21 protein-coding genes are annotated in these 24,637 nt (G+C 66.8%); 12 read left to right on the top strand and 9 right to left on the bottom strand.

The features are described 5' to 3' along the window. The first annotated feature begins 93 nt into the window (after nt 1-93). From hisC to IEV87_RS14660, 3 genes are read left to right on the top strand one after another with little or no spacing between them, the layout of a single operon-like run. Nucleotides 94-1,182, top strand: a complete 1,089-nt coding sequence (gene hisC / locus IEV87_RS14670; protein WP_188478542.1) for a histidinol-phosphate transaminase — start codon at nt 94-96, stop codon at nt 1,180-1,182. Further along, nucleotides 1,179-2,102, top strand: coding sequence for a prephenate/arogenate dehydrogenase family protein (locus tag IEV87_RS14665; RefSeq protein ID WP_188478541.1), 924 nt, complete (start codon nt 1,179-1,181; stop codon nt 2,100-2,102). Before hisC ends, IEV87_RS14665 begins: the two co-directional genes overlap by 4 nt. After that, nucleotides 2,099-3,022, top strand: coding sequence for an extensin-like domain-containing protein (locus tag IEV87_RS14660; RefSeq protein WP_188478540.1), 924 nt, complete (start codon nt 2,099-2,101; stop codon nt 3,020-3,022). Before IEV87_RS14665 ends, IEV87_RS14660 begins: the two co-directional genes overlap by 4 nt. On the opposite strand, the gene IEV87_RS14655 is transcribed toward IEV87_RS14660, so the two are convergent. After that, on the bottom strand, nt 3,019-4,005 hold the full coding sequence (locus IEV87_RS14655; RefSeq protein ID WP_188478539.1) for a DUF2125 domain-containing protein: 987 nt from the start codon (nt 4,003-4,005) through the stop codon (nt 3,019-3,021). The two genes, IEV87_RS14660 and IEV87_RS14655, sit on opposite strands and share 4 nt — an antisense overlap. Nucleotides 4,006-4,069: 64 nt before the next feature. Between IEV87_RS14655 and IEV87_RS14650 the strand changes: the two genes are divergently transcribed. The 3 genes from IEV87_RS14650 to IEV87_RS14640 are packed head-to-tail and all read left to right on the top strand — an operon-like array spanning nt 4,070 to nt 8,458. Then, entirely contained in the window at nt 4,070-4,627 is a 558-nt protein-coding gene (locus tag IEV87_RS14650; protein ID WP_188478538.1) for a gamma-glutamylcyclotransferase, read from the top strand. A gap of 54 nt (nt 4,628-4,681) precedes the next feature. Next, nucleotides 4,682-5,917 carry a biopolymer transporter ExbB gene (locus IEV87_RS14645; RefSeq protein WP_188478537.1) on the top strand — a complete coding sequence of 412 codons (1,236 nt, stop codon included), beginning with the start codon at nt 4,682-4,684 and terminating at the stop codon, nt 5,915-5,917. Between the two features lie 3 nt (nt 5,918-5,920). Next, nucleotides 5,921-8,458, top strand: a complete 2,538-nt coding sequence (locus IEV87_RS14640; protein ID WP_188478536.1) for a peptidoglycan -binding protein — start codon at nt 5,921-5,923, stop codon at nt 8,456-8,458. A 257-nt stretch (nt 8,459-8,715) separates the two neighbouring features. On the opposite strand, the gene IEV87_RS14635 is transcribed toward IEV87_RS14640, so the two are convergent. From IEV87_RS14635 to gloB, 3 genes are all read right to left on the bottom strand, one after another. Further along, nucleotides 8,716-9,696 (bottom strand): M23 family metallopeptidase, encoded by a 981-nt coding sequence (locus IEV87_RS14635; protein ID WP_188478535.1) that lies wholly within the window; start codon nt 9,694-9,696, stop codon nt 8,716-8,718. Between the two features lie 208 nt (nt 9,697-9,904). Further along, nucleotides 9,905-12,238 carry an ATP-dependent Clp protease ATP-binding subunit ClpA gene (gene clpA / locus IEV87_RS14630; protein WP_188478534.1) on the bottom strand — a complete coding sequence of 778 codons (2,334 nt, stop codon included), beginning with the start codon at nt 12,236-12,238 and terminating at the stop codon, nt 9,905-9,907. Between the two features lie 168 nt (nt 12,239-12,406). Then, on the bottom strand, nt 12,407-13,168 hold the full coding sequence (gloB, locus tag IEV87_RS14625) for a hydroxyacylglutathione hydrolase (RefSeq protein WP_188478533.1): 762 nt from the start codon (nt 13,166-13,168) through the stop codon (nt 12,407-12,409). 62 nt (nt 13,169-13,230) lie between these two features. Here gloB and IEV87_RS14620 point away from each other — a divergent pair, with 62 nt between their 5' ends. Further along, nucleotides 13,231-13,992: a methyltransferase domain-containing protein gene (locus IEV87_RS14620; RefSeq protein WP_188478532.1), complete on the top strand. Its 762-nt coding sequence runs from the start codon at nt 13,231-13,233 to the stop codon at nt 13,990-13,992. A 92-nt stretch (nt 13,993-14,084) separates the two neighbouring features. Here the strand turns inward: IEV87_RS14620 and IEV87_RS14615 are convergent, their stop codons facing one another. Continuing rightward, nucleotides 14,085-14,516, bottom strand: a complete 432-nt coding sequence (locus IEV87_RS14615; RefSeq protein ID WP_188478531.1) for a hypothetical protein — start codon at nt 14,514-14,516, stop codon at nt 14,085-14,087. Between the two features lie 77 nt (nt 14,517-14,593). Next, nucleotides 14,594-16,018 carry a calcium-binding protein gene (locus IEV87_RS14610; protein ID WP_188478530.1) on the bottom strand — a complete coding sequence of 475 codons (1,425 nt, stop codon included), beginning with the start codon at nt 16,016-16,018 and terminating at the stop codon, nt 14,594-14,596. 537 nt (nt 16,019-16,555) lie between these two features. On the opposite strand from IEV87_RS14610, the gene IEV87_RS14605 reads away from it, so the two are divergent. Genes IEV87_RS14605 through IEV87_RS14585 form a run of 5 tightly spaced genes read left to right on the top strand, consistent with a single transcriptional unit; the run spans nt 16,556 to nt 21,416 of the window. Then, nucleotides 16,556-17,116: a F0F1 ATP synthase subunit delta gene (locus tag IEV87_RS14605; protein WP_188478529.1), complete on the top strand. Its 561-nt coding sequence runs from the start codon at nt 16,556-16,558 to the stop codon at nt 17,114-17,116. After that, complete coding sequence (atpA, locus tag IEV87_RS14600; protein ID WP_188478528.1) at nt 17,116-18,654, top strand: F0F1 ATP synthase subunit alpha; 1,539 nt, start codon at nt 17,116-17,118, stop codon at nt 18,652-18,654. The genes IEV87_RS14605 and atpA overlap by 1 nt, the downstream gene beginning before the upstream one ends. A 12-nt stretch (nt 18,655-18,666) precedes the next feature. Then, a complete protein-coding gene (locus IEV87_RS14595) occupies nt 18,667-19,542 on the top strand; it encodes a F0F1 ATP synthase subunit gamma (RefSeq protein WP_188478527.1) in 876 nt (291 codons plus the stop codon). Nucleotides 19,543-19,560: 18 nt separating this feature from the next. Continuing rightward, the gene (gene atpD / locus IEV87_RS14590) at nt 19,561-20,985 is read left to right on the top strand and encodes a F0F1 ATP synthase subunit beta (RefSeq protein ID WP_188478526.1); all 1,425 of its coding nucleotides are present in this window, start codon (nt 19,561-19,563) and stop codon (nt 20,983-20,985) included. A gap of 11 nt (nt 20,986-20,996) precedes the next feature. Then, on the top strand, nt 20,997-21,416 hold the full coding sequence (locus IEV87_RS14585) for a F0F1 ATP synthase subunit epsilon (protein ID WP_188478525.1): 420 nt from the start codon (nt 20,997-20,999) through the stop codon (nt 21,414-21,416). Between the two features lie 110 nt (nt 21,417-21,526). Here IEV87_RS14585 and IEV87_RS14580 read toward each other — a convergent pair whose 3' ends face one another. The 3 genes from IEV87_RS14580 to IEV87_RS14570 form a co-directional block, all read right to left on the bottom strand. Next, nucleotides 21,527-22,519 carry an enoyl-CoA hydratase-related protein gene (locus IEV87_RS14580; RefSeq protein WP_188478524.1) on the bottom strand — a complete coding sequence of 331 codons (993 nt, stop codon included), beginning with the start codon at nt 22,517-22,519 and terminating at the stop codon, nt 21,527-21,529. Nucleotides 22,520-22,587: 68 nt separating this feature from the next. Continuing rightward, nucleotides 22,588-23,901, bottom strand: a complete 1,314-nt coding sequence (locus IEV87_RS14575) for a TRAP transporter large permease (RefSeq protein ID WP_188478523.1) — start codon at nt 23,899-23,901, stop codon at nt 22,588-22,590. Between the two features lie 54 nt (nt 23,902-23,955). Beyond that, a complete protein-coding gene (locus tag IEV87_RS14570; RefSeq protein ID WP_188478522.1) occupies nt 23,956-24,579 on the bottom strand; it encodes a TRAP transporter small permease in 624 nt (207 codons plus the stop codon). Nucleotides 24,580-24,637: the final 58 nt, after the last annotated feature.

The raw sequence follows: 24,637 nt of genomic DNA, 5'->3' as shown, positions 1-24,637 counted from the left end.
GTATCCGACAGGCCGGGAGGGGGCGCGCAGGGGAAAGGACGTCTGGTCTTGGGGCGAGGCGCGGGATAAGAGAACCTGATCACGGGGGATATCATGACGGACCAGATCACGCCGCAGCCGGGCATCATGGAAATTGCGCTCTACCAGGGCGGGGCGAGCCATATCGCCGGGCAGTCCGACGTGGTGAAGCTGTCCTCGAACGAAAACCCCTATGGCGCAGGGGAAGCCGCGCGTGAGGCGTACCAGCGCGCCGTGCACGACCTGCACCGCTATCCCTCGACCGACCATGCGGCGCTGCGGCTGGCCCTTGCGGCGCAGTACGGGCTGGATGCGGACCGGATCATCTGCGGCGTCGGATCGGACGAGATCCTGACCATGATCGCCCAGGCCTATGCCGGGGTGGGCGACGAGGTTGTCTATACCGAACATGGGTTTACGCTTTACCCGATCATCGCGCAGATGGTTGGCGCGACGCCCGTGAAGGTGGCCGAACGGGAGCGTGTGGTCGATGTCGACGCGATCCTCGCCGCCTGTACCGACAGGACCCGGCTGGTCTATCTGGCCAATCCGAACAACCCGACCGGCACGATGATCGGCGGGAACGAGGTCGCGCGGCTGGCGGACGGCCTGCCGCCGCAGGCGATCCTCGTTCTGGACGGGGCCTATGCGGAGTATGTCGAGGGTTACGACGGCGGCGCGCGGCTGGTCGATGCGCGGCAGAACGTCGTGATGACTCGGACGTTTTCCAAGATCTACGGTCTGGGCGGTCTGCGGATCGGCTGGGGCTACGGGCCGCGTCCGATCATCGATGTGCTGAACCGGGTGCGCCAGCCCTTCAACCTGTCCAACACGCAACTTGCGGTGGCCGAGGCGGCGGTGAAGGACCAGGCGCATGTGGCGAAATCGCGGGAGAACAACACCCGCCTGCGCGCCTGGATGGCAGAGGCGCTGGCAGAGCATGGCGTGCCGTCCGACACGTCCTGCGCGAACTTCATCCTCGCCCGGTTCGCAAGCGAGGAGGAGGCGCTGGCCGCCGATGCCTACCTGAAATCCCAGGGGCTTATCGTGCGGATCGTGTCGAGTTATGGCCTGCCGAAATGCCTGCGCATCACGGTTGGCGACGAAAGCGCCTGCCGCCGGGTCGCCCATGCCATCGGCCAGTTCAAGGGCGGCGCGCGATGAGTGTGGTCTACGACAGGGTTGCCCTGATCGGGCTGGGCCTGATCGCGTCGTCGATGTTCTGGGCAATCAAGCGCGGGGGTCTGGCCGGGGAGGTCACGGGCTATGCGCGGTCGGCCGGAACGCGGGACACCGCGCGGAAGATCGGGCTGTGCGACCGGGTCTGCGAGTCGGTGGCCGAGGCGGTGGAGGGCGCGGATCTCGTCGTAATCTGCGTGCCGGTCGGGGCCATGGGGCCGGTGGCGGAGGAGATGCGTGCGCACCTCAAGCCGGGTGCGACGGTGTCGGATGTCGGGTCGGTCAAGAAGTCGGTGATCGAGGCGGTGGCGCCGCATATCCCCGAGGGCGTCCACTTCATCCCCGCGCATCCCCTTGCAGGCACCGAACATTCCGGGCCGGAATCGGGTTTTGCGGAACTGTTCGAGAACCGCTGGCTGCTGATCGTCCCCGCCGCCGAGGACGCCGATCCGGAAGCGGTGGCGCGTCTGCGCGCGCTCTGGGAGGGGATGGGCGCGAATGTGGACGTGATGGACCCGGATCACCACGACCTCGTGCTGGCCGTGACCTCGCACACGCCGCACCTGATTGCCTACACGATGGTGGGCGTGGCGGACGACCTGCGGCGGGTGACGGACAGCGAGGTCATCAAGTACTCCGCCGCCGGGTTCCGGGACTTCACCCGCATTGCGGCCTCCGACCCGACGATGTGGCGCGACGTGTTCCTGACCAACAAGGACGCGACGCTCGAGATCCTCGGCCGGTTCACCGAGGAGCTGTTCGCGCTGCAGCGGGCGATCCGGACGGGTGACGGCGATCTGCTGCACGATTATTTCACCCGAACCCGCGCGATCCGGCGGGGGATCATCCAGGCGGGGCAGGATACCTCGGCTCCGGATTTCGGACGTACGAAAGGCACCCGGTGAGACGGCTGGCTGCGCTTCTGCTGTGCCTCGTCGCGGTGACGGGGGCAGCGGTGGCAAAGCCTCCGGCCAAGTCGCTGAGACCGGTGGCACGGGCGGAACCCGACGGGTCGATCAGCGTGGCGCCGCCGGCTGTTCAGGCAGAACCGGCCGGAACGGATACGTCCGCCCCCGCCGCTTCGACACAGCCGTCCTACAGGGCCGCCGCGATCCGCCCGCCCGAACGTCCGGTGATCCAGCCGCCTGCGGTGCCGGGCGCGGTGGCGCGGCCGCAGGATGTGGGCGTCGCGCCGGATGCCGCGCCCCAGAAGAAATTCCGCCTGTTCGGCGCGCTGCGTCCCAAGCCGCGCTCCCCGCAGATCGAGGAGCAGGGGCGTGCGAAGTCGGCGGCGCGGGCGCGCGGTGCGGTCTGCGGCGACGTGGAGATACAGGGCGTGTCCATCGGTCGCGTGCCCGGGCCGATCGCGGGCTGCGGGGTGGAGGATGCGGTGCGGGTCAGTTCCGTGTCGGGCGTCGGGCTGTCGACCCATGCGGTGATGGACTGCACGACCGCCAAGGCGTTGAAAAGGTGGGTCGACAAGGGGGCGAAACCGGCGCTGAAGAAACGCGGCGGCGGGGTGTCGCAGATCCGCGTGGTGGCGCATTACGCCTGCCGGACGCGCAACAACCAGAAGGGTGAGCGTATTTCCGAACACGGGAAGGGCCGGGCGATCGATGTCGCGGGTTTCACGATGAAGGACGGCAGCCGGATTTCGGTGCTGGACGGGTGGAACGCGAAGGCGGATGCCAAGCCGCTGCGGCAGATTCATGCGGCGGCCTGCGGGCCCTTCGGGACGGTGCTGGGCCCGAATGCCAACAGCTTCCACCGCGACCATTTCCATTTCGACACGGCGCGGTACAGGTCGGGCAGCTACTGCCGTTAACGCAGCCGGATCGGCGGCACCGGGCCAAGCGGGATGAACCCCAGAAAGGCGGTGCCGTTCCTGAGCGTGACCGTCACGTCCAGCGCGTCGGGATTGCCGGAGGACTGCGCGCCCATGCCCAGGAAGGCGGTGATCGCGCTGGCAGCGGCTTCGGGGATGGCGCCGGAGTCCTGTGCGATCTGCAGCATGTCCCGCCAGCGCTCGGCGCGCAGGGCGATGTCGCCGGTGGCGCGGCCTGCCTCGTCCACATCCAGTTTTCCGGCGAGACGGATGCGCATGACACCCCAGGCGGCCTCGAACGCGGTGAGGTCGATCCGGCGGGGCTGCGGGCGGGCGATGTCGATTGCGGTCCGGTCCCATGCCTTGTCGAAGGTGACATGGGCGTCGAGGGAGAGCAGCTGCATCGTCTCCGGCAGCGCCTCTGTCCCGACCAGCTGCGACAGGCGCGCGGCGGGCGGGGTTATGCCGGTGGCGCGGATGCCGTAACGGTAGGTGGCGTCGCCGGTGCGTTCGGCGGCAAGGTGGAGGTCCTCCATCGCCGCCGTTTCCGCACCGGAGAGGCGCAGGGCCGTCCCTTCCATCACCGCGCGCTCAAGCTCCAGCGCACTGCCGGACAGGCGGAGAGAGGCGCGCAGGGCGTCGCTGGTCAGGGTGAACTTTTCCTCGGGCGTCGCGATCTGCATCTCGTGCGGCCAGACGGCGATGACGTGGTTGGGGCGGTAGGACAGGGCGAGGATCTGGAACAGCGGCAGGTCCCAGGCCAGCCCGGTGTCCGGGTCGGCGAGGGTCAGGTCGGTCCAGGTCGCGTCGAAACGGTTGGGGAAGCCGCGCAGGGCGAAGTCGGCGTAGTCGGCGACCCAGCCCTCGGCCCGGCGGGTTTCGAACCAGTTGGCAAAACCCTGGCGCGCGGTATAGGCGCCGACGAACCAGTAGCCGAACCAGAGGCCCGAAGCGACGAGGATCACGATCAGCAGGCGTTTCAACGGGCGTCCCTTCCTTCAGCGGTCCGGGGTGGTTATAGGTCCGGCAGGGAAAAGGACCAGAGAGATGTCGGGGAACGGCAAGGCAGAATGGGTCTTCGGATACGGGTCGCTGATCTGGAACCCGGAGTTCGAACCGGCGGACCGGGGGATCGCGACGGTGGAGGGCTACCGGCGGAGCTTCTGCATGTCCTCGATCCACCACCGGGGCAGCGAGGCGGAGCCGGGTCTGGTGCTGGCGCTGGACGCGGCAGAGGGCGGCGTCTGCCGGGGCGTGGCGTTCCGGTTGCCCGATACGGGGCAGGAGGCAGTGCTCGCCGCGCTGAGGGAGCGGGAACTGGTGTCTTCGGCCTATCGCGAGGTGCGCCTGCCCGCGCGGCTGGACGACGGCCGGCAGGTGGAGGCACTGGCCTATGTCATCGACCGCGACCACCGACAGTATTGCGCGTCGCTGACGCTGGAGGATCAGGCGCGGATCATCGCAAGCGCGCATGGCGGGAAGGGTCCGAACCACGATTACCTCTGGCAGACGGCGGCACATCTCTCTGCGCTCGGGATCGCTGATGCGGAACTGGATCACCTCTCTGCACTGGTGCGCGAGATTGTGGATAAACGCTTGGCTTAAAGGGGCAAAACCCCTAGCCTGCCCGCAGTTAAAATAGTGTCGGGAGCTGTCCGCATGGACCAGCCGGACCGCGAGGCCGAGCCGCAGTTTTCACAACCCGTCCGCCAGGTCGTGCTGATGCTCGTCGCCCTGGGGCTGGCGGCGACCGCCGCGGTGTTCGCCGCGCCGAGCGTGATGCCGATCTTTGAATCGAACCCGTATCTCAACGGGCTGATCGCCTTTGTCTTCCTTGTCGGCGTGGTGGCCTGTTTCTGGCAGGTGGCGCAGCTTGTCGCCTCCGTCCGGTGGATCGAGTCCTTCGCGCGGGGCACCGTGGACGCGGACGGGCGCAGCGCGCCGCAGTTGCTGGCCCCGCTGGCGACCCTGCTCAGGTCACGGTCCAAGCGGATGCACCTGTCCTCGGCCTCCACGTCTTCGATCCTGGAGTCGGTGGCGACGCGGGTGGACGAGGCGCGGGAGATCACGCGCTATCTGGTCAACCTTCTGATCTTCCTTGGTCTTCTGGGTACGTTCTACGGGCTGGCGACGACGGTTCCGGCGGTGGTCGACACGATCCGCAGCCTTGCCCCGCAGGAGGGGGAGCAGAGCCTCGACGTGTTCAACCGGCTGATGAAGGGGCTGGAGAGCCAGCTTGGCGGGATGGGCGTGGCCTTCGGATCCTCGCTCCTCGGCCTGACTGGGTCGCTGGTCGTGGGCCTGCTGGAGCTGTTTGCCGGGCACGGGCAGAACCGGTTCTACCGGGAGCTTGAGGAATGGCTGTCGACCATCACCCGCATCGGGCTGTCCAGCGCCGAAGGCGACGGGCATGGCGGCACGGATACGCAGGTGCTCTCGGCCGTGGTGGACACGCTGAACGACCAGATCGACGCGCTTCAGGTCATGTACCAGCAGTCGGACATGAACCGCGCCATGCTGGACGAGAAAATGGGTCATCTGGTCGACAACGTGGAGCGTCTTTTCCACCGGCTTGGCGACAGCGGCCCGCTTGGCGAAACCATGTTGCGCGTCGCGCGCGGGCAGGAGGCGCTGGTCGAGGCGCTGCAGGAGAAGACATCGGGCGAGGGGCTGGACGCGGAAAGCCGGATGCGCCTGCGGTCGATCGACGTGCAGATGCTGCGCCTGCTCGAGGAGGTTTCGGCCGGGCGGCAGGAGACCATGGCGGAACTGCGCACCGACATCGCTGCACTTGGCCGCGCGCTTGGTCGGCCCGCGCCGACGGCGGCACCGCGCGACAAGCGGCCGCTGGCGCCCTTTGCCTCCCCCCGCAAGCCGACGGACCGGGACGGCTGATCCATGGCGCTGTCCCGCAGATCAGGCAACCGGTTCCAGGGGTCGATCTGGCCCGGCTACGTGGACGCCGTGACCGGCCTGCTGATGGTGCTGACCTTCGTGCTGACGATCTTCATGGTCGTGCAGTTCGTCCTGCGCGAGACGATCTCGGGGCAGGAGAGCGAGCTGGACCAGCTGAGCTCCGAGGTCGCGTCCCTGTCGCGGGCTCTGGGCCTGTCGCGGGAACGGGCGGACCGGCTGGAGGGGCAGCTTGGCACGGCGTCACGATCGCTGGAACAGGCGCAGTCGGACCTCGACGCGCAGTCGCTGCTGATCGCGTCGCTGACGCAGGAACGGGCGGCGCAGGAGGATGCGCTGAGGGCGGCGCAGGCGCAGATCACGGATTTTGAATCGCAGGTCGCGTCGCTTCTCGCGCAGCGGAACGAGGCGCAGGGCACGGTCGCGGCGCTGACGACGGAGCGGGATACGCTGGTGTCGGACAAGGAGGCGCTGGAACTGGCGCTGGCGCAGGCGCGCGAGGAAATCGACGCGGGCGCGGAGGCGGCGCGTCTCGCAGCGGCCCGGCGGGAGGCGCTGGAGGCGCTGATCGCGGACCTGAACCGGCAGGCGGAGGAGGGCGAGGAAGCGCGCGGGGCCCTGTCGGACCGGGTGGCGGAGCTTGAGACGACGCTATCGGACGAGGAGAAGGCGCGCATTGCCGAGGCCGCGGCGGCGGAGGCCCTGCGGGAAAAGCTGAAAACGGCGGACAGCGAGCTGACCGCGATGACCATGGCGCTGGAAGCGCAGCGCAAGAAGGCGGAAGAAACCCTGACCCTTCTCGCAGCGGCGGAGACGGCGGGCGACGATCTGGAACTGCGGCTGGCGGCGGCGCTGCTGAAGGCCGACGACACGGCGGCGGCGCTGGAACAGTCGCGGACCCGTCTGGCAGAGGTGGAGGCGGGGCAGGAGGCCTCCTCCGGTCAGTTGACGCGGCTTGAGGCCGATCTCGCGGCGGCGCTGTCGGATGTGGAGGATCGCGACGCTAAACTGGCGGAGCTCGGCGCGCGGATCGGCGTTCTGGAGAAGGCGCTGGCGACGGCGGATGCGGAGCGGGAGGGGCTTCAGAGCGACCTGTCGGCGCAGATCGCCACGCTGAACGCGGCGCTGTCGGATGCGAAGGCCGCGACGTCGGCCGTGCAGGCGCGGGCGGAGGCGGCGGAGCAGGCGCAGGCCGGGCTGAAAGACGATCTCGATAGCGCGCGGGCCGAGGCGGCAGAGAGGGAGGAGACGCTGCGTGCGTCGCTGGCTGCTGCGCAGGCGGAGCTTGGCGGGCGGCTCGACGCTGTCGATCAGGCGGAACTGCGGATCGTCGCGCTGGAGGCCGCGCTGGCCCGGTCGCAGGCGGAAACGCAGGGATTGCAGGACCGGCTGGCCGGGGCGCTGGACGCCACCGGAACGGCAGAGGCGCTGCGACAGGACAAGGCCGCGCTGGAGACCGCGCTGGAAGAGGCGCGCGCGGAGGTCGAGGCCGCCGCGACCCGCGACGGCACGCTGGAACAGCGGATCGCGACGCTGGAGGCGCTGGTGGAACGGACCACGGCCGAACGCGATGCGGCCAGGGCGCAGTCCGAAGAGGCGCTGGCGGATCTGCGCGAACGTCTGGCGGTGGCGCTGGCGGCGCAGAAGGCGGCAGAGGCGCAGACCGTGGACCGTGACGAATTGCGGCGCCAGCTGGCGGCGGCGCTCGCGGCGAAGGTGGCGGCGGATCAGGCGCTCAAGGACCAGATGAGCGCGGCGGAACAGCGTGCGACCCTGCTGCGGCAGGCCAACCAGCAGCTTGAGACGGAGCAGGCGACCTCGGCCGAGGCGGCGCGGCGGACGACGCTGCTGAACCAGCAGGTCGCCCAGATGCGGGCGCAGCTGGCCAGCCTTCAGGGGCTGCTTGACGACTACAAGGACCGGGATGCGGCGAACCAGGTGCAGATCCAGAACCTCGGCTCCGACCTGAACCAGGCGCTTGCCCAGAAGGCGGCGGAGGAGCGGCGGCGGCGCCAGCTCGAGGAAGCCGAACGCAAGCGGCTGGAAGAGGAGCGCGACCGGCTGGAGCGCTACAAATCCGAGTTCTTCGGCCAGTTGCGCGACGTCTTCGCCGGGCAGGAAGGCGTGCAGGTCGTGGGCGACCGGTTCGTGTTTTCGTCAGAGGTGCTGTTTGCGCCCGGCAGCGCGGACCTGTCGGAGGAGGGGCGGCAGCAGATCGCCTCCATCGCGGCGACCCTGCGGGATCTTGCGGGGCAGATCCCGGACAGCGTGGACTGGGTGCTGCGGGTCGACGGACATACGGACGACGTGCCGCTCTCGGGCTCCGGTCAGTTCCGCGACAACTGGGAGCTGAGCCAGGGCCGTGCGCTGTCGGTCGTGCGCTACATGACGGATTTCCTTGGCTTCCCGCCGGCGCGGCTGTCGGCCAACGGGTTCGGGCAGTATCAGCCGATTGCCGCGGGCGATACGGCTGCGGCGCGCGCGGCAAACCGGCGGATCGAGCTGAAGTTTACGGAGCGTTAGGGGGGAGGGGCGTACCGGCTCCCTGACCCTTCCATTACCCCCTCGCCGACTCTCCCATTACCCCCTCGCCGACTCTCCCATTACCCTCTCGCCGACTGTCCCTTTGCCCCCCTGACCCGCCCCTGCAGGGGGAGGGGAGCGCGGGTGGTTGTGTTGACCTGTCGTCTGGTCGGTGTCGCCTTCGGGGTGGGCCTAAGGGTCCCGGGGGGAGGGAGCCTCGGGTCGAGCACGAAGATGACGGCGGGAGTTGGGTGGGGCTACTGCACCACCGCCTCGACCCTGCGCTCGCCAATCGTCGTGCCATCGCGGATCAGCAGGACGGTGCCGGTGTACTGCCCGGCAGGGAGCGGGGCGCGCAGCTTCTTTCCGGCGGCGCGGTAGAACTGGGCCTGATCCTTCTTGATGAGTTGCCGGGTGTCGAAAACCCGGCCCCCGGGCCCGTCGATCCGCAGGTCGAGCACATCGCCCTGCCGCCCGCCGAACGCAAAGCCCCAGATCACGAGCGCCGGGGCGTCGGATGCCAGTGCCGCGACGCCGGCGGTCCCGGCCTTGACGCTGTCATAGTCCGGGATGGCGGTTGCGAAACCGGCGGACATCACGCCGCCGGACTGGTAGCCGAGATCGTCCTGCCAGAGCGTCCGGCCCGCCCCGGCTCCGCAGGTGTCGGGTGTGGCATCGGGGGTGAAGGGGTCCACGACCTCTCCGTTCCGGCGGACAGAGATATGGACGTGCGGGAACTGTGTCCGGCCCGACAGTCCGACGAGGCCCAGCACCTCACCGGCTTCGACCTGCTGGCCCTTGCGGACGCGGACCGAGCCCCGGCGCATGTGGCAATACTGGGTCTCCCAGCCTTCGCCGTGGTCGATCACGACGCCGTTGCCGCAGTCCTTTCCGTCGATGCGGGCGTCCTCCTCGGGTGTGTAGGCGCGGTCGATCATGTCGTTCCGGACCCCGCGCACCGTGCCGGCGGCGGAGGCAAGGACGTTCACTCCGTGCTCCATCGCGGAGAGGGAGGGTAGGCCGAAGTCGGTGCCCTTGTGTCCGTCGTAGCTGAGTCCCGCGCAGGTGAAATCGCGCGAACCGGGCCCGGGGTCATGGTCGACGTAGTTCTGCAGGAAACAGGTGTCGCCCGGCGTACAGTCGATCGGCAAGGCGAGGGTTGGCTGCGCCTGCGGGGTGGCGGGCAGGGCGAAGAGGGGGAGGGCGAAGAGGATCGGGGCGGCGAGGAGGGGGCGCATATGGTCATCTTCCGGTCCGGCGGGCGGAAGGCAAGGGGCCATCGCCGTGGTTTCGGGGCGGATGGCGGTCACGCGCCGGTTCGCGGGGCGGCGCGTGTTGCGGCTGAGGTCGCAACCGGGGGAACGGCGGCGCGGTTCCTGCCGGCTCGCAACGGAAAAGGCCCGGCGCGATGGCCGGGCCTTTCTGCATGTCCGATGCCGTGTCGGATCAGTCCGCGGTCAGCAGCGGCGGCTTGTTGCCCGACAGGCGCGGGCGGTCCATGCCGTCGATGCGCAGGTCGATCTTGCTGTCCTTGACCCCGACCTTCACCACACCGCCCTTGGCGAGTTTGCCGAACAGCAGTTCCTCCGCCAGCGGCTTCTTGATGTTTTCCTGAATCACGCGGCCCAGAGGACGCGCGCCCATCTTGTCGTCATACCCCTTGTCGGCCAGCCATTCGGCCGCCGGCTTGGTCAGTTCGATGGTGACGTTGCGGTCCAGAAGCTGGGCTTCCAGTTGCAGCACGAACTTTTCGACGACCTGAAGGATGACTTCCTTGCCGAGCGGCGCGAAGGAGACCACGGCGTCCAGACGGTTGCGGAATTCAGGCGTGAAGGTGCGTTCGATGGCTGCCGTATCCTCGCCCTCGCGGCGGTCGCGGCCGAAACCGATGGCCGCCCTGGCCTGCTCCGACGCGCCCGCGTTGGATGTCATGATGAGGATCACGTTGCGGAAGTTCACCGTCCGGCCGTTGTGGTCGGTCAGTTGGCCGTTGTCCATCACCTGAAGCAGGATGTTGTAGACGTCCGGATGCGCCTTCTCGATCTCGTCGAGGAGGAGCACGCAGTGCGGATGCTGGTCCACGCCATCGGTCAGCAGACCGCCCTGATCAAAACCGACATAGCCCGGAGGCGCGCCGATCAGGCGGGAGACCGCATGTTTCTCCATGTATTCCGACATGTCGAAGCGAAGCAGTTCCACGCCGAGCGTATCGGCGAGCTGCTTGGCAACCTCCGTCTTGCCGACGCCGGTCGGGCCCGCGAAGAGGTAGTTGCCGATCGGCTTTTCCGGCTCGCGCAGACCCGCGCGGGCCAGCTTGATCGCGGAGGAGAGGCTTTCGATCGCCGCGTCCTGACCGAAGACCACGCGCTTGAGCGAGGCTTCGAGGTCCTTGAGAACCTCTGCATCGTCCTTGGTGACGTTCTTCGGCGGGATGCGGGCGATCTTGGCGACAACCGCTTCGATTTCCTTCGTGCCGATGGTCTTGCGGCGCTTGGACTCCGCAACCAGATGCTGTGCCGCTCCGGCCTCGTCGATCACGTCGATGGCCTTGTCGGGCAGCTTGCGGTCGTTGATGTAACGCGCCGAAAGCTCAACCGCCGTCTTGATCGCGTCGGCGGTGTAGCGGATGTGGTGGTGATCCTCGAAATAGGGCTTGAGGCCCTGAAGGATCTTGATGCTGTCCTCGACCGAGGGTTCGTTCACGTCGATCTTCTGGAACCGGCGGCTCAGCGCGCGGTCCTTTTCGAAGTGCTGGCGGAATTCCTTGTAGGTGGTCGATCCCATGCAGCGCAGCTTGCCGCCCTGAAGTGCGGGCTTCAGGAGGTTTGAGGCGTCCATCGCCCCGCCGGAGGTCGCGCCGGCACCGATCACGGTGTGTATTTCGTCGATGAAGAGCACGGCGTCGTCGTGTTCCTCAAGCTCCGTCACCACGGCCTTGAGCCGTTCCTCGAAGTCGCCGCGATAGCGGGTGCCGGCCAGCAGCGCGCCCATGTCGAGCGAGAAGATGGTGGTGTTCGACAGAACCTCGGGCGTTTCGCCCGATACGATCTTGCGCGCGAGACCTTCGGCGATGGCGGTCTTGCCGACACCGGGGTCGCCGACGAGCAGCGGGTTGTTCTTGCGGCGGCGGCAGAGCACCTGGATGCAGCGCTCCACCTCGGACTCGCGGCCGATCAGAGGGTCGACATCGCCGTGGCGCGACTTGGCGTTCAGGTCGACGCAGTACTTGGCGAGCGCGGAGTCCTTGCTGTCGCCTTCCGGCGCCGCGGCATTGGACTGGGCGGTGTTTTCTTCCTGGTTCTCGGCGCCGGTGACGGGGCGGCTTTCCCCGTAGGCCGGATCCTTGGCGACGCCATGGGCGATGAAGTTCACCGCATCGTAACGCGTCATGTCCTGTTCCTGCAGGAAGTAGGCGGCGTTGCTTTCGCGTTCGGCAAAGATGGCGACCAGGACGTTGGCGCCAGTCACCTCGGTCCGGCCGGAGGACTGGACGTGGATCGCGGCGCGCTGGATCACCCGCTGGAACGCGGCTGTCGGCACGGCTTCGGAGCCGTCGACATCGGTGACGAGATTGGACAGATCGTCCTCGACAAATTCGAGGAGGGTCTTGCGGAGGTCTTCGACATCGACCGAGCAGGCCTTCATCACGCGGGCCGCGTCGGGTTCGTCGATCAGGGCCAGAAGCAGATGTTCCAGCGTTGCGAATTCGTGTCGCCGCGCATTGGCCAGGGCCAGGGCAGCGTGGATTGCCTGTTCGAGCGTATTCGAGAATGAGGGCACTCGCATGCTCCTTTTGATCTGGGTTGGAGCGCGGGGGTGGGCCCCGGCGTCAACCATGGCCTCATAGTATTAAAGTTTGGTCGATACTGGCGGTTCTTCAAGGGTTTTCTTGGAGAGACCGATCACATTTATCGACTTGACAGGGTTCCGGCCCGAGATTGTGGCGTTTCAGAACCGATCCTTGCGGCTGCGGACCTCGCCGAACACAACCTTCGGTGTCGCGCCGGGCAGTCCGACGGCCTCCGCGACCTCCGGAACGTGGCAGCGCAGGAAGGGGTTGGTCGCCAGTTCCTCGGCCAGGGAGACGGGGACGGTGGCTTCTCCCCGGTCCCGCTGCGCCTTCACCTTTTCGGCACGCGCCAGCAAGTCGGGGTTGTCCGGCTCGATGCTGAGCGCGAACTTCATATTCGACAATGTGTATTCGTGGCCGGAGTAAATCAAGGTCTCCGGCGGCAGCGCGGCGAGTTTCTGAAGCGTGGCGTGCATCATCTCCATCGTGCCTTCGAAGACCCGCCCGCAGCCCCAGGCCATCAGGCTGTCGGCGGTAAAGATTACGCCCGCCCGCGGAAAGTGGAACGCCATGTGGCCAAGCGTGTGGCCGGGCACGTCGAGCGGGACGGTATAGGCCTCGCCCTCGCCGCCGTTCATGCCTTCGGTCAGCGCCATGTCGAGCGGGGGGAGCTTGGCCTCTTCCGCCCTGGGGCCCATGACCTGAAGGCCGAAACGCTCTTTCAACGCGGCGGTGCCTTCGGTGTGGTCGCCGTGGTGATGGGTGATGAGCAGCGCGCCGGGGGTCCATCCGCGCGCCTCTGCAGCGGCGATGATCGGGGCGGCGTCGGGGGCGTCGATGATGCAGACTCCGTCGGGGCCCTTGACGAGATAGGCGTAGTTGTCGGAACGGCAGGGCACGGTGACGATGTCGAGAGGCATGGCAAAACGGCTTTCGGTTGCTATGGTCCTCCGTATCGAACCCCTTATCGGGACGGGATGCAATGCACCTGGACGTGCAGGACCTGCGCAATTTCTACTACCGTTCGACCCTGGGTCGCGCGGCGCAGACGCATGTGCGGGGCGAACTCCTCCGGCTCTGGCCCGAGGCGCAGGGGCTGACGGTCGCGGGGTTCGGCTTTGCCGTGCCGCTGCTGCGCCCCTACCTTGCGGAGGCCAAGCGGGTGGTCGCGCTGATGCCCGGACCGCAGGGGGTCATGCCCTGGCCGGCCGGGATGCCGAACATATCGGTGCTGAGCGAGGAGACCGCCTGGCCGCTGGACACCGGGCACGTCGACCGGCTGGTGGTATTGCACGGGCTTGAGACGTCGGAGAACCCCTCGGACCTGCTGGAGGAATGCTGGCGCGTGCTGGGTCCTGGTGGCAAGGCGGTGTTCATCGTGCCGCACCGGTCGGGGATGTGGTCGCGGTCGGACCGGACGCCCTTCGGCTACGGCCGCCCCTATTCGCAGAGCCAGCTGGAGGCGCAACTGAAACGCCACTCCTTCCTGCCGGAGCGGCATGTGCACACGTTGTACCAGCCGCCCTCACACCGCCGGTTCTGGCGCAAGACCGGGCCGTTCTGGGAACGGGTCGGGCGGACCTTCTCCATGGTGCTGTCCGGGGGGGTGCTGATGGTGGAGGCGTCCAAGCGGGTCCACATGCCCGCCGGGCCGGGGGTGAAGGAGCGGCAGAGATCAGGCCTGCGGGTGCTGGAGGGGCTGACGTCGAAGCCCCCGGCGGTGGAACCAGCGCGGCGGGTTTGAGGGGGAGCGGGTGAGGTGGGTGGTGGGCGTTGCGGCTGGTTTGGGCGCGGGCTGAGGGGGGAGGCCGGCTTGGGGTCCATTGCGGGCGGTCGCTAGCCTGCTTTGTATAGCGTCCTGAAAATTGATCTCTTCGGGTCAAACGCGGTGTCGGCGTCAATCAGGGTGATCCCCATGTCCATATCGTGGCAGGTCCCGATCACCGATTGCAGCACATCTTGAACCTCCGCAACATCGTTGCGCACCTTTTTCTTCGGATAAGAGAACCCGGCAAAATCATCGTGATTGCACAGATTTTTCCAGCCATTCACTTCGATGGCGGGCCTGGCCATCACATAGCGGGCAGGGTCGCCAACGAGATAAAGCGTCAGCCAGAATGTCCCATCCGGAGGGAACATTTCTGATGGCAGAGGAAACTGCGCGAGTGCGATTGCAAGTATGTCCTGAGTGGAGGTCATCCCCGAACAAAACCGCAAATCGATCGAACAGGCAATGTGAGCAATGTCCACAAAACTGACCCTTCCCATCCCACACACCCAGACCCGACCGCCCCAACGAAAAAGGCCCCGCCAACAGGCAGGGCCTTCTGTCGTTCCGAAGGCGATCAGACCGCCGGGGCCGGCACAGCGGGGGGTGCGTCCAACATCACCACCGTCGAGGTGTCGAAGGTGGTCAGGCCGTTGAGCCGGATGGTGCGCACCAGGTCGGGCTGGGTCGCGTCGGTCGAGTGCTTCATCACGATGGAGAGGTCGATGGCGGTCGCACCGGCAACCGGCGTGGTGGTGAGTTCGTCGAACTCGTAGCCGGTCGAGGCGGCGGGGATCTCGACCACCAGCGTGTCCTCGGCGGGGTTGAAATCGGTGATGGTGCCGATGTCGTCCGCGGTCGGGAAGGCGGTGGCGAGGTAGTCGGCCTCGGCCGCAGAGCCTGCCGCGGGTTCGACGCCGCCGACGAATTCGACATCCGGGAAGAACAGGGCGGCGCCAAGCTGGAAAGTGTCCGCCCCGGTGCCGCCGGTGGCGGTCATGTTCATCATTTCGGGCGATCCGGCCTCGACCCCGTCGATGACCCCGGTGGCGGGATCGACCTTGAGGCTGCGGGTCAGGATCAGCGTGTCCTTGCCTGAGCCGCCGTCCAGCACCGCGCGGTCCATGCCGGTGAGCGTGTCGTTGTTCACGCCGCCTTCGGCCGTTGCGTCTCCGGACGCGGTCAGGGCGTCGTTGCCCGCGCCGCCGTAGCCCTTCGCCATGCCGGTGAGCGTGAGAGAGTCGTTGCCGGCCCCGCCGTAGGCCGACGCGGTGTCGGTCGCGGTGAGGGTGTCGTCGTCGAGTTCGCCGTAGCCGGTGGCATTGCCGCTGAGCATCAGGGTGTCGTCGCCGCTGACACCGCGCAGGTAGGCGTTGCCGCTGCCGGTGAGCATGTCGTCGCCCGCCCCGCCGACGACGGAGCTGTCGCCGAAGGCATTCATCGTGTCATTGCCCTCACCGCCCCAGGCACGGGCGGTCTGGCGGGTGGTGATGAGGTCGTCGCCGTCGCCGCCCCCGGCCTTGGCCTTGTTGGAAACGGTGAGGATGTCATCGCCGCTGCCGCCGGTGATCTCGGCGAAGTTCTTGCCGGTCATGGTGTCGGTGCCCGCGCCGCCATAGGCCTTGGACTGGTTGAAGGCGTTGATCAGGTCGTCGCCGGCGTCGCCATGGCCCACCCCTGCGTTGTAGACCGTGATCTGGTCGTCGCCGGAGCCACCATAGCCCTTGGAGGTGTCGTTGACGGTGATCTTGTCCTCTCCGGCGCCGCCCTCTGCACGGGTGTAATTGCTGACCTCGAGCGTGTCGTTGCCCGCGAGGCCGCGGATGATGCCGGTGCCGTCGTGTTCGAAGGTGTCGTCGCCTTCGGTGCCGTCCCAGAACAGCTGGCCGGGGACGAGATCATCGCCCGAGGGTTCCTCGGGCGTGGCGGCGGTGTCGTCGTCGCCGGAGTCGGCGATCAGCCCGATGAAAGACGCGAAAAGAAGAAGTGCAAGAAAACCCATGGCAGCCCCCGGACTGTCGGTATGCGCCCGCCGATACTCGACGTGCAAAGAAGTGAACGAACTCGCGTCACCTTAACAATTCGGGCGAGAATGTGGCTAGGTGCTTTACGTACCGAAACGCATTGTTTCCTGAAAACCGGCGTGAAAACGGGTGGTTGCATACAGGTCGCCGGCGCAGCGCGCCAAAATGCGGCGAAATGGTGGCAAACGGGTTTACTTTTGGGCCTGTCCCCCCGGGTCGGCGGGGGCTGCCATGTCCGGCGCCGGGTCGGGCCCGCTCCGGCACGGGGGAATCGCAATGTTTCGTGAACGCCCGTTTGCGCAAACAGCGGCGCGGGGCGGGGCGGCGGCGTGGTGGCGGATGCGGGCGGCCCAGTAAAACAGGGGTTTCCGGCGGGACTCGCAAGCGGGTTGATAGGGCGGAAACCCTCTGCTACACCCACGCCGATTTTGACGCTTTGGCCTTGGCCGAGGCCTAACGCCCCCTGCCTGCGCCGCACTCGCGCAAAACGGGGCCAAGACATCGGAAGGGTGGACGTGTCCGAACCAGCTTCGATCTCCTCCGGCATCGCTGCGCGCTATGCCACCGCGATTTTCGAAATTGCCCGTGACAACAAAGACCTCGCAAAGCTGGAATCCGGCGTTGCGGACCTGGGCTCCGCCCTTGACGACAGCGCGGACCTGCGCGACCTGATTTCTTCCCCGGTCTATTCCCGTGAGGCGCAGGGCAAGGCAATTGCCGCCATTGCCGCCAAGATGGGTCTGCCCGAGGTGCTGAAGAACGGTCTGGGTCTGATGGCCGACAAGCGCCGCCTGTTCGTGCTGCCGCAGCTGGTCAGGCAGCTGCAGGCGCTGATCGCCGAGAACAAGGGCGAGGTCACCGCGGATGTCGTCAGCGCCAAGGCCCTGACGAAGACGCAGGAAACCAAGCTTATCAAGGCGCTTTCCGAAAAGGTCGGAAAGGATGTCACACTGAATTCATCCGTCGATGAAAGTCTCATCGGCGGATTGGTTGTCAAAGTGGGCTCGAAGATGATCGACACCTCGGTCAAGGCCAAGCTCGCTTCCCTTCAGAATGCTATGAAAGAGGTCGGATAATGGGAATCCAAGCAGCCGAAATCTCTGCCATCCTTAAGGAGCAGATTTCGAACTTCGGCCAGGAGGTCGAAGTTGCAGAAGTGGGCCGCGTGCTCTCGGTCGGTGACGGGATTGCCCGTGTGCACGGTCTGGACAGCGTCCAGGCCGGCGAGATGGTCGAATTCCCCGGCGGTATCCGGGGCATGGCGCTGAACCTCGAAGCCGACAACGTCGGCGTCGTGATCTTCGGCTCCGACCGCGAGATCAAGGAAGGCGACACCGTCAAGCGCACCAGCTCCATCGTGGACGTCCCCGCCGGTGAGGCCCTGCTGGGCCGCGTCGTCGACGGTCTGGGCAACCCGCTGGACGGAAAGGGCCCGATTGCCGCGTCCGAACGTCGCATCGCCGACGTGAAGGCGCCGGGCATCATCCCGCGCAAATCCGTGCATGAACCGATGGCGACCGGCCTCAAGGCCATCGACGCCATGATCCCGATCGGCCGTGGCCAGCGGGAACTCATCATCGGCGACCGTCAGACCGGCAAGACCGCCGTGGCGCTCGACACGATCCTGAACCAGAAATCCTACAACGACGCTGCCGGGGATGACGAGAGCAAGAAGCTCTACTGCATCTACGTCGCCGTCGGGCAGAAGCGGTCCACCGTGGCGCAGCTGGTGAAGAAGCTCGAGGAAACCGGCGCGATCGAATACACGATCGTCGTTGCGGCCACCGCATCCGACCCGGCACCGATGCAGTTCCTCGCGCCCTATTCCGCCACCGCGATGGCCGAATACTTCCGCGATAACGGCAAGCACGCGCTCATCATCTACGATGACCTGTCCAAGCAGGCCGTTGCGTATCGCCAGATGTCCCTGCTGCTGCGCCGTCCGCCGGGCCGCGAAGCCTATCCGGGCGACGTTTTCTATCTCCACTCCCGCCTGCTGGAGCGTTCGGCGAAGCTGAACGGCGACTTCGGTGCCGGCTCCCTCACCGCGCTGCCGGTGATCGAGACCCAGGGCGGCGACGTGTCCGCGTTCATTCCGACCAACGTGATTTCGATCACCGACGGCCAGATCTTCCTGGAAACCGAACTGTTCTACCAGGGCATCCGCCCCGCCGTGAACACCGGTCTGTCAGTGTCGCGCGTCGGTTCGTCGGCCCAGACCAAGGCGATGTCTTCGGTCGCCGGTCCGGTGAAACTGTCGCTCGCCCAGTATCGCGAGATGGCGGCCTTCGCGCAGTTCGGCTCCGACCTCGACGCCTCCACGCAGCGCCTGCTGGCGCGGGGCGCGCGCCTGACCGAGCTGATGAAGCAGCCGCAGTATTCGCCGCTGACCAACGCTGAAATCGTCGTGGTCATCTTCGCGGGCACCAACGGCTTCCTCGACAACGTCGCGATGAAGGACGTGAAGCGGTTCGAAGCGGACCTGCTGAAGTTCATGCGGACGCAGAAACAGGACGTGCTTGACTGGATCACCAACGAGGATCCGAAGATCAAGGACGGCAATGCGGACAAGCTGAAGGCTGCGATCGAAGAATTCGCCAAAGACTTCGCGTAAGGGGGACAGTCCATGCCTTCCCTGAAGGACCTGAAACTGCGGATCGAATCGATCAAGTCGACCCGCAAGATCACCAAGGCCATGCAGATGGTGGCCGCCGCGAAACTGCGGCGGGCACAGGAAGCGGCCGAAAGCGCGCGTCCCTACGCGGAACGGTTCAACGCCGTTCTGGGGCAGCTCGCGTCGTCGGTCGGCGGGTCGGATTCGGCCCCGCTGCTGCTGCGCGGCACGGGCAAGGACGACGTGCATCTGCTGGTCGTCATGACGGCGGAGCGGGGGCTGTGCGGCGGCTTCAACTCCAACATCGTGAAGCTGGCGAAGTCCAAGGCGCGTGAGCTGATCGCGGCCGGCAAGACGGTGAAGATCCTCACCGTCGGCAAGAAGGGCCGGGAACAGCTGCGCCGCGACTTCGGCGACAGGCTGGTTGCCCATGTGGACCTGAGCGAGGTCAAGCGGCTTGGCTATGCCAACGCGCAGGACATCGCCAGGGACCTGCTGGGCCGGTTCGATGCGGGCGAATTCGACGTTGCCACGATCTTCTATGCGAAGTTCGAGAACGTCGTGAGCCAGGTGCCGACCGCACAGCAGATCATTCCCGCATCCTTCGAGGCCACGGAAGGCGAGGGGGCGGCGACGCTCTACGACTACGAGCCCGACGAGGAAACGATCCTGGCCGACCTGCTGCCCCGCGGCGTGGCGACCCAGATATTCGCGGCGCTGCTGGAAAACGGCGCGTCCGAACAGGGTGCCCGGATGTCGGCGATGGACAACGCGACCCGCAACGCGGGGGAGATGATCGACAAGCTGACGATCGAATTCAACCGTTCGCGTCAGGCCGTCATCACCAACGAACTGATCGAGATTATTTCGGGCGCGGAAGCGCTCTAACGGAACCGGAGACGAAACATGGCAAACGCAAAAGGCAAAGTGACTCAGGTCATCGGCGCCGTTGTGGACGTGCAGTTCGACGATCACCTGCCGGAGATCCTCAACGCACTGACCACCGACAACAACGGCAGCAAGCTGGTTCTGGAAGTGGCGCAGCACCTTGGTGAAAACACCGTCCGCGCCATCGCGATGGACGCAACCGAGGGGCTCGTCCGCGGTCAGGCGGTGGAAGACACCGGCGCGCCGATCTCCGTGCCCGTCGGCACGGCGACCCTGGGCCGCATCCTGAACGTGATCGGCGAGCCGGTCGATGAAAAGGGCCCGGTCGAGGCGACCGAGTTCCGCCCGATCCACGCCCCCGCGCCCGACTTCGCCGATCAGGCGACCGAGGCCGAGGTGCTGGTGACCGGCATCAAGGTGATCGACCTGCTGGCGCCCTATGCGAAGGGCGGGAAGATCGGCCTGTTCGGCGGCGCCGGGGTGGGCAAGACGGTTCTCATCCAGGAACTCATCAACAACATCGCAAAGGTGCACTCGGGTCTGTCCGTGTTCGCCGGCGTGGGTGAGCGGACCCGCGAGGGCAACGACCTCTATCACGAGATGATCGAGTCGGGCGTTCTGACCCCGGACAACCTGCCGGATTCCAAGATCGCGCTGGTCTACGGCCAGATGAACGAGCCGCCGGGTGCGCGTGCGCGTATCGCCCTGACCGGCCTGACGCTGGCGGAACAGTTCCGCGACGCAACCGGGACGGACGTTCTGTTCTTCGTGGACAACATCTTCCGCTTCACGCAGGCGGGGTCCGAGATGTCCGCGCTTCTGGGCCGTATCCCCTCGGCCGTGGGTTACCAGCCGACGCTGGCGACCGACATGGGCGCGATGCAGGAGCGGATCACCTCGACCAAGAACGGGTCGATCACCTCGATCCAGGCCGTCTACGTTCCTGCGGACGACCTTACCGACCCGGCACCGGCGACGACCTTCGCGCACCTCGACGCGACGACGGTTCTCAACCGCGCCATCTCGGAACTCGGCATCTATCCGGCGGTGGACCCGCTCGACTCCACCTCGCGTCTGATGGACCCGCAGGTGATCGGCGACGAACACTATCAGGTGGCCCGTGACGTGCAGGGTATCCTCCAGCGCTACAAGTCGCTGCAGGACATCATCGCGATCCTCGGGATGGACGAACTGTCGGAAGAGGACAAGCTGACCGTGGCCCGCGCCCGGAAGATCCAGCGCTTCCTGTCCCAGCCGTTCGACGTGGCAAAGGTCTTCACCGGCTCCGACGGTGTGCAGGTGCCGCTGGAAGACACGATTTCTTCCTTCAAGGCGGTTGTGGCCGGCGAATACGACCACCTGCCCGAAGCGGCCTTCTACATGGTCGGCGGCATCGAGGAAGTGAAAGCCAAGGCCGAGCGTCTGGCCGCGGAAGCCGCGTAAGGGTCTGACAGATGGCAGAAACCCTCACCTTCAGCCTTGTGTCGCCGGAACGGAGCCTTGCCTCCGGCACCGCGACCGAGGTGCAGATTCCGGGTGCGGACGGGGACCTGACGGCGATGGCGGGGCATGCGCCCCTCATCACCACCCTGCGGCCCGGCGTGCTGAGCGTGAAAGGTCCGGACGGCAGCGACGATTACGTCGTGACCGGCGGCTTCGCGGAGATTTCCGCCGAGGGCGTCACCGTTCTGGCCGAGCGCGCGCTGCACCAGAAAGAGATGACCCAGGACGTGATGAACGACTGGGTGAAAGAGGCGAAAGAGGCCCGCGACGCGGCCACCGGCGACGCGGCGGACAGTGCCGCCAAGCTGCTGGCGGACATGGTCGCGGTCGGCACGCATATCGGGCTGGACCCGAACGTCGCGAACCTCTGATCCTTCCCGCATCGGTTTGAAGAGGCCCCGGAGATGATCCGGGGCCTTTTCGTTTGGCGGGCGGGATGCCTCCGGCGGGGATATTTCGGGCAAGATGAAAGCGCGGCCGGTCAGATGTCCGCAGGCGCGCGCTGGCCAGTTTCCGCGAAGTGGCGGGCGCGGGGGCCGACGCGGGGGTGCAGGAGGGGGAGGAATGCGTGTGCCTCGTTCCTCATGTGGTCGAGATCGGAGAGGACCGCGTCCGGGGTTGCGGTGAGGAGGTCGAGCAGGGTCATCATGGCGCTGCGCTCTGCTTCGGCGAAGGTGAGGTCGGCGTCGAGCGTGTCGACATGCGCGCGGAGCGCGTCAGCGTCGCGGGACCCCGGCAGGCGGAGGAGAGGGACCTGCGGATCGGGGGTACGGGCAAGGTCCGTGGCGAGTGTTTGTGCGGCGGGGATCAGCAGGGCGCGGTGCGGGACGGTGCGGTCGCGGTCGCGGAAGAGGAGGGTGGCGCGGGCTTCGTCCTCTCCGGTCGCGATATGTCCGCGGGCGCAGAGGGTGAGCGCGGTTTTTGCAGCGGTCTGAGGGTCTTCGCCGGCGATCTGATGGCGGAGCATGAGCTGGGTGAAACCGCCCCAGCCCGGGATGAAGCCCATCCAGATTTCCTTGAGCCCGATCGGTGCCGTCTCCTCCGCCACGAGGCCGTTGGCGAAGAGTGCGACCTCGCAGGCGCCGGAGAAGGCGAGGCCGTGGATGGCGCAGACCACGGGCAGGGCGTCGGCACGGAGGCTGTGCAGGATGCGCTGGCCGTCGAGGAGGAAAGCGAGGGTTTCGGCGGTTTCCCCCGTCACGATGGCGTCGCGGAAGGGGCCGGAAGCGCCACGGGCAAAGCTGGCGGGGTGGTCGGAGGTGAGGATCAGGTGTGCGGCTTCGGCGGAGGCATGAGCATGCGCGTCGGCGAGGGCGTCGACGACGGCGGGGGAGATGAGGTTGTCCGGGCGCGCGATCTCGAACGCCGCGGAGCCATTTCCGAGGTCCCAGAGGGTTGCGGTTTCGGGCCAGTGGCGGACGACGCGCGCGGACGCACGCAGACCGGCCGCGTCAAGCGGGGCGAGATCGGACATGGGACACCTTTTCATTGGAAACGGCCCGCCGGGAGGGGCGGGCCGTTGAAGGCTAACAGGGAAATGTGTCAGCCGTCCATCATCAGCGAGGGCAGCCAGAGCGAAAGGCCCTGGTTGTAGATCAGTGCCCACATGATGAAGAATTCGCAGACGAGGAACCAGCCGACGCCCTTGAAGATCGTTGACAGGGGCACGGCATCCCCGACCACGTTCTTGACGATATAGACGTTCAGGCCGACGGGTGGCGTGAGCAGCCCGATCTCGATCATCTTGACCACGATGACGCCGATCCAGATCAGGTTGACGTCCAGCGCCTCGAACGCGGGGAGGAAGACCGGAAGGGTCAGCAGCATGATGCCGAGCGGGTCGAGGAACATGCCGAGGATCAGGTAAATGACGGCAAGCGCGATCACCAGTTCGATTTCCCCGAGGTTGTAGCTGGCGACGATGTTGGCGATGTAGGTCGGCACGCCCGCCATGGCGAGGAAGCGGGTTAGCAGGACCGCCCCGATGGCGAGGAAGAACAGCGAGGAGGTGGTGCGCAGCGCGTCCATGACGGAGCTTTTCAGCACCTCCCAGTTGGCGCGGCCCTGTGCGAGGCCGATGACCAGAGCGAAGACCGCGCCGAGCGCGCCGGCCTCGGTCGGGGTGGCGACGCCGGCGTAGATGGAGCCGATCACGCCGAGGATCAGCAGGGGAAGGGGCCAGATCTCCTTGAGGACGCGGATGCGATCGGCCCAGGTCACCTCGATCGCGACGCGGGGGGCAAGCTGGGGCCAGATGGCGCAGCGGGCGACGATCATGATCGTGTAGGCGCCGGCGGTGAGCAGGCCGGGGATCAGGCCAGCAATCAGCAGGCGACCGACGGACTGTTCGGTGAAGAAGCCGTAGATCACGAAGGCGATGGAGGGGGGGATGAGGGCTCCGAGCGTGCCGGAGGCGGCGACGGTGCCGGTGGCGAGCGCCTTGTCGTAGCCGTAGCGCAGCATCTCGGGGATGGCGAGACGCCCGACAGCGGCGGAGGTGGCGACGGAGGATCCGGAGGCGGCGGCGAACCCGGCCGCGGTGAAGTTGGTGGCGACGGCAAGGCCGCCGGGCAGGCCGTTCAGCCAGACACGGGCGGCGGCGTAGAGGGAGGAGGTGAGTCCGGTCTTGTAGGCGATGGCGCCCATGAGCAGGAACATGGGGATCGCCGACAGTTCCCAGCTGGACGAGAACTCATGCGGCAGGGAGCCGAGCATCGCGAAGGCCGCGCGTTCGTTCCGGACCAGGATGATCCCGACCAGCGAGACCGATCCGAGGGCGAAGGCAATGGGCACGCGGACTGCCAGCAGCACAAGAATGGCGCCGATGCCCATGAAGCCGATCGAGAGAGAATCCATCTGTCAGTGTCCCTGATGATGCCGGGTGTTCGCGCCCGGTCGTTGTTGGGTAGGTCAGTCCGCCGCGCCGCCGCCGCGACCGACACCGATGTTGCCGTCGTCGCCGAGGCGGTTGGCCTTTTCGGCTTCGGCCAGCGCGGCCTCGACCGAGGAATGCAGGCTGTGGTCGGGCACGATCCGGGTGCCGCGCGTCGCGAAGCTGAGGTTGTCGAGCGCGTAGATCGCCAGATAGACGGCAGCGAGGAAGGTGCCGAGCGGCATAAACCAGCGCGCGCCGAAGACCGGGATGTCGAAGGTCGCGGTTTCCCAGACCTCGCGGATTTCGGTCTGATGCAGCGCTTCCTCGACCCCCTGGAAGCACATGATCCCGGCGTAGATGCCGCCGACCACGCAGCCGAACAGCTTGAACCAGGCCAGCCGTTCGGGCGCGAGGTGCTGGGTGAAGAGTTCGACCTCCAGATGTTCGTGATCGCGGGTGACGGCGCCAAGGGGCAGCCAGACAAGCGCGACCATGTAATAGGCCGAGGTGATTTCCAGCGTGCCGGTGATCGGCTTGTGGAAGATGTACTTCATGGCCACGTCGGCCGAGACCTGGAGCATCATCAGGACGATGACGACGCCTCCGATCAGGGCGACGAACCCTGCAATACGGCTTGCGACGGCTTCGATCGCGCGCATGGCGGTGGTCCTTCGGAAAGTGGGGGTAGGGGAGGGCCGCGGAACGGGAGCGCCGCGA

Source organism: Primorskyibacter flagellatus (assembly GCF_014638275.1).
Taxonomy (GTDB): Bacteria; Pseudomonadota; Alphaproteobacteria; order Rhodobacterales; family Rhodobacteraceae; genus Pseudooceanicola; species Pseudooceanicola flagellatus_A.
The sequence above is the reverse complement of the archived record's forward strand: the minus strand, read 5'-3'. Positions and strand labels throughout refer to the sequence as shown.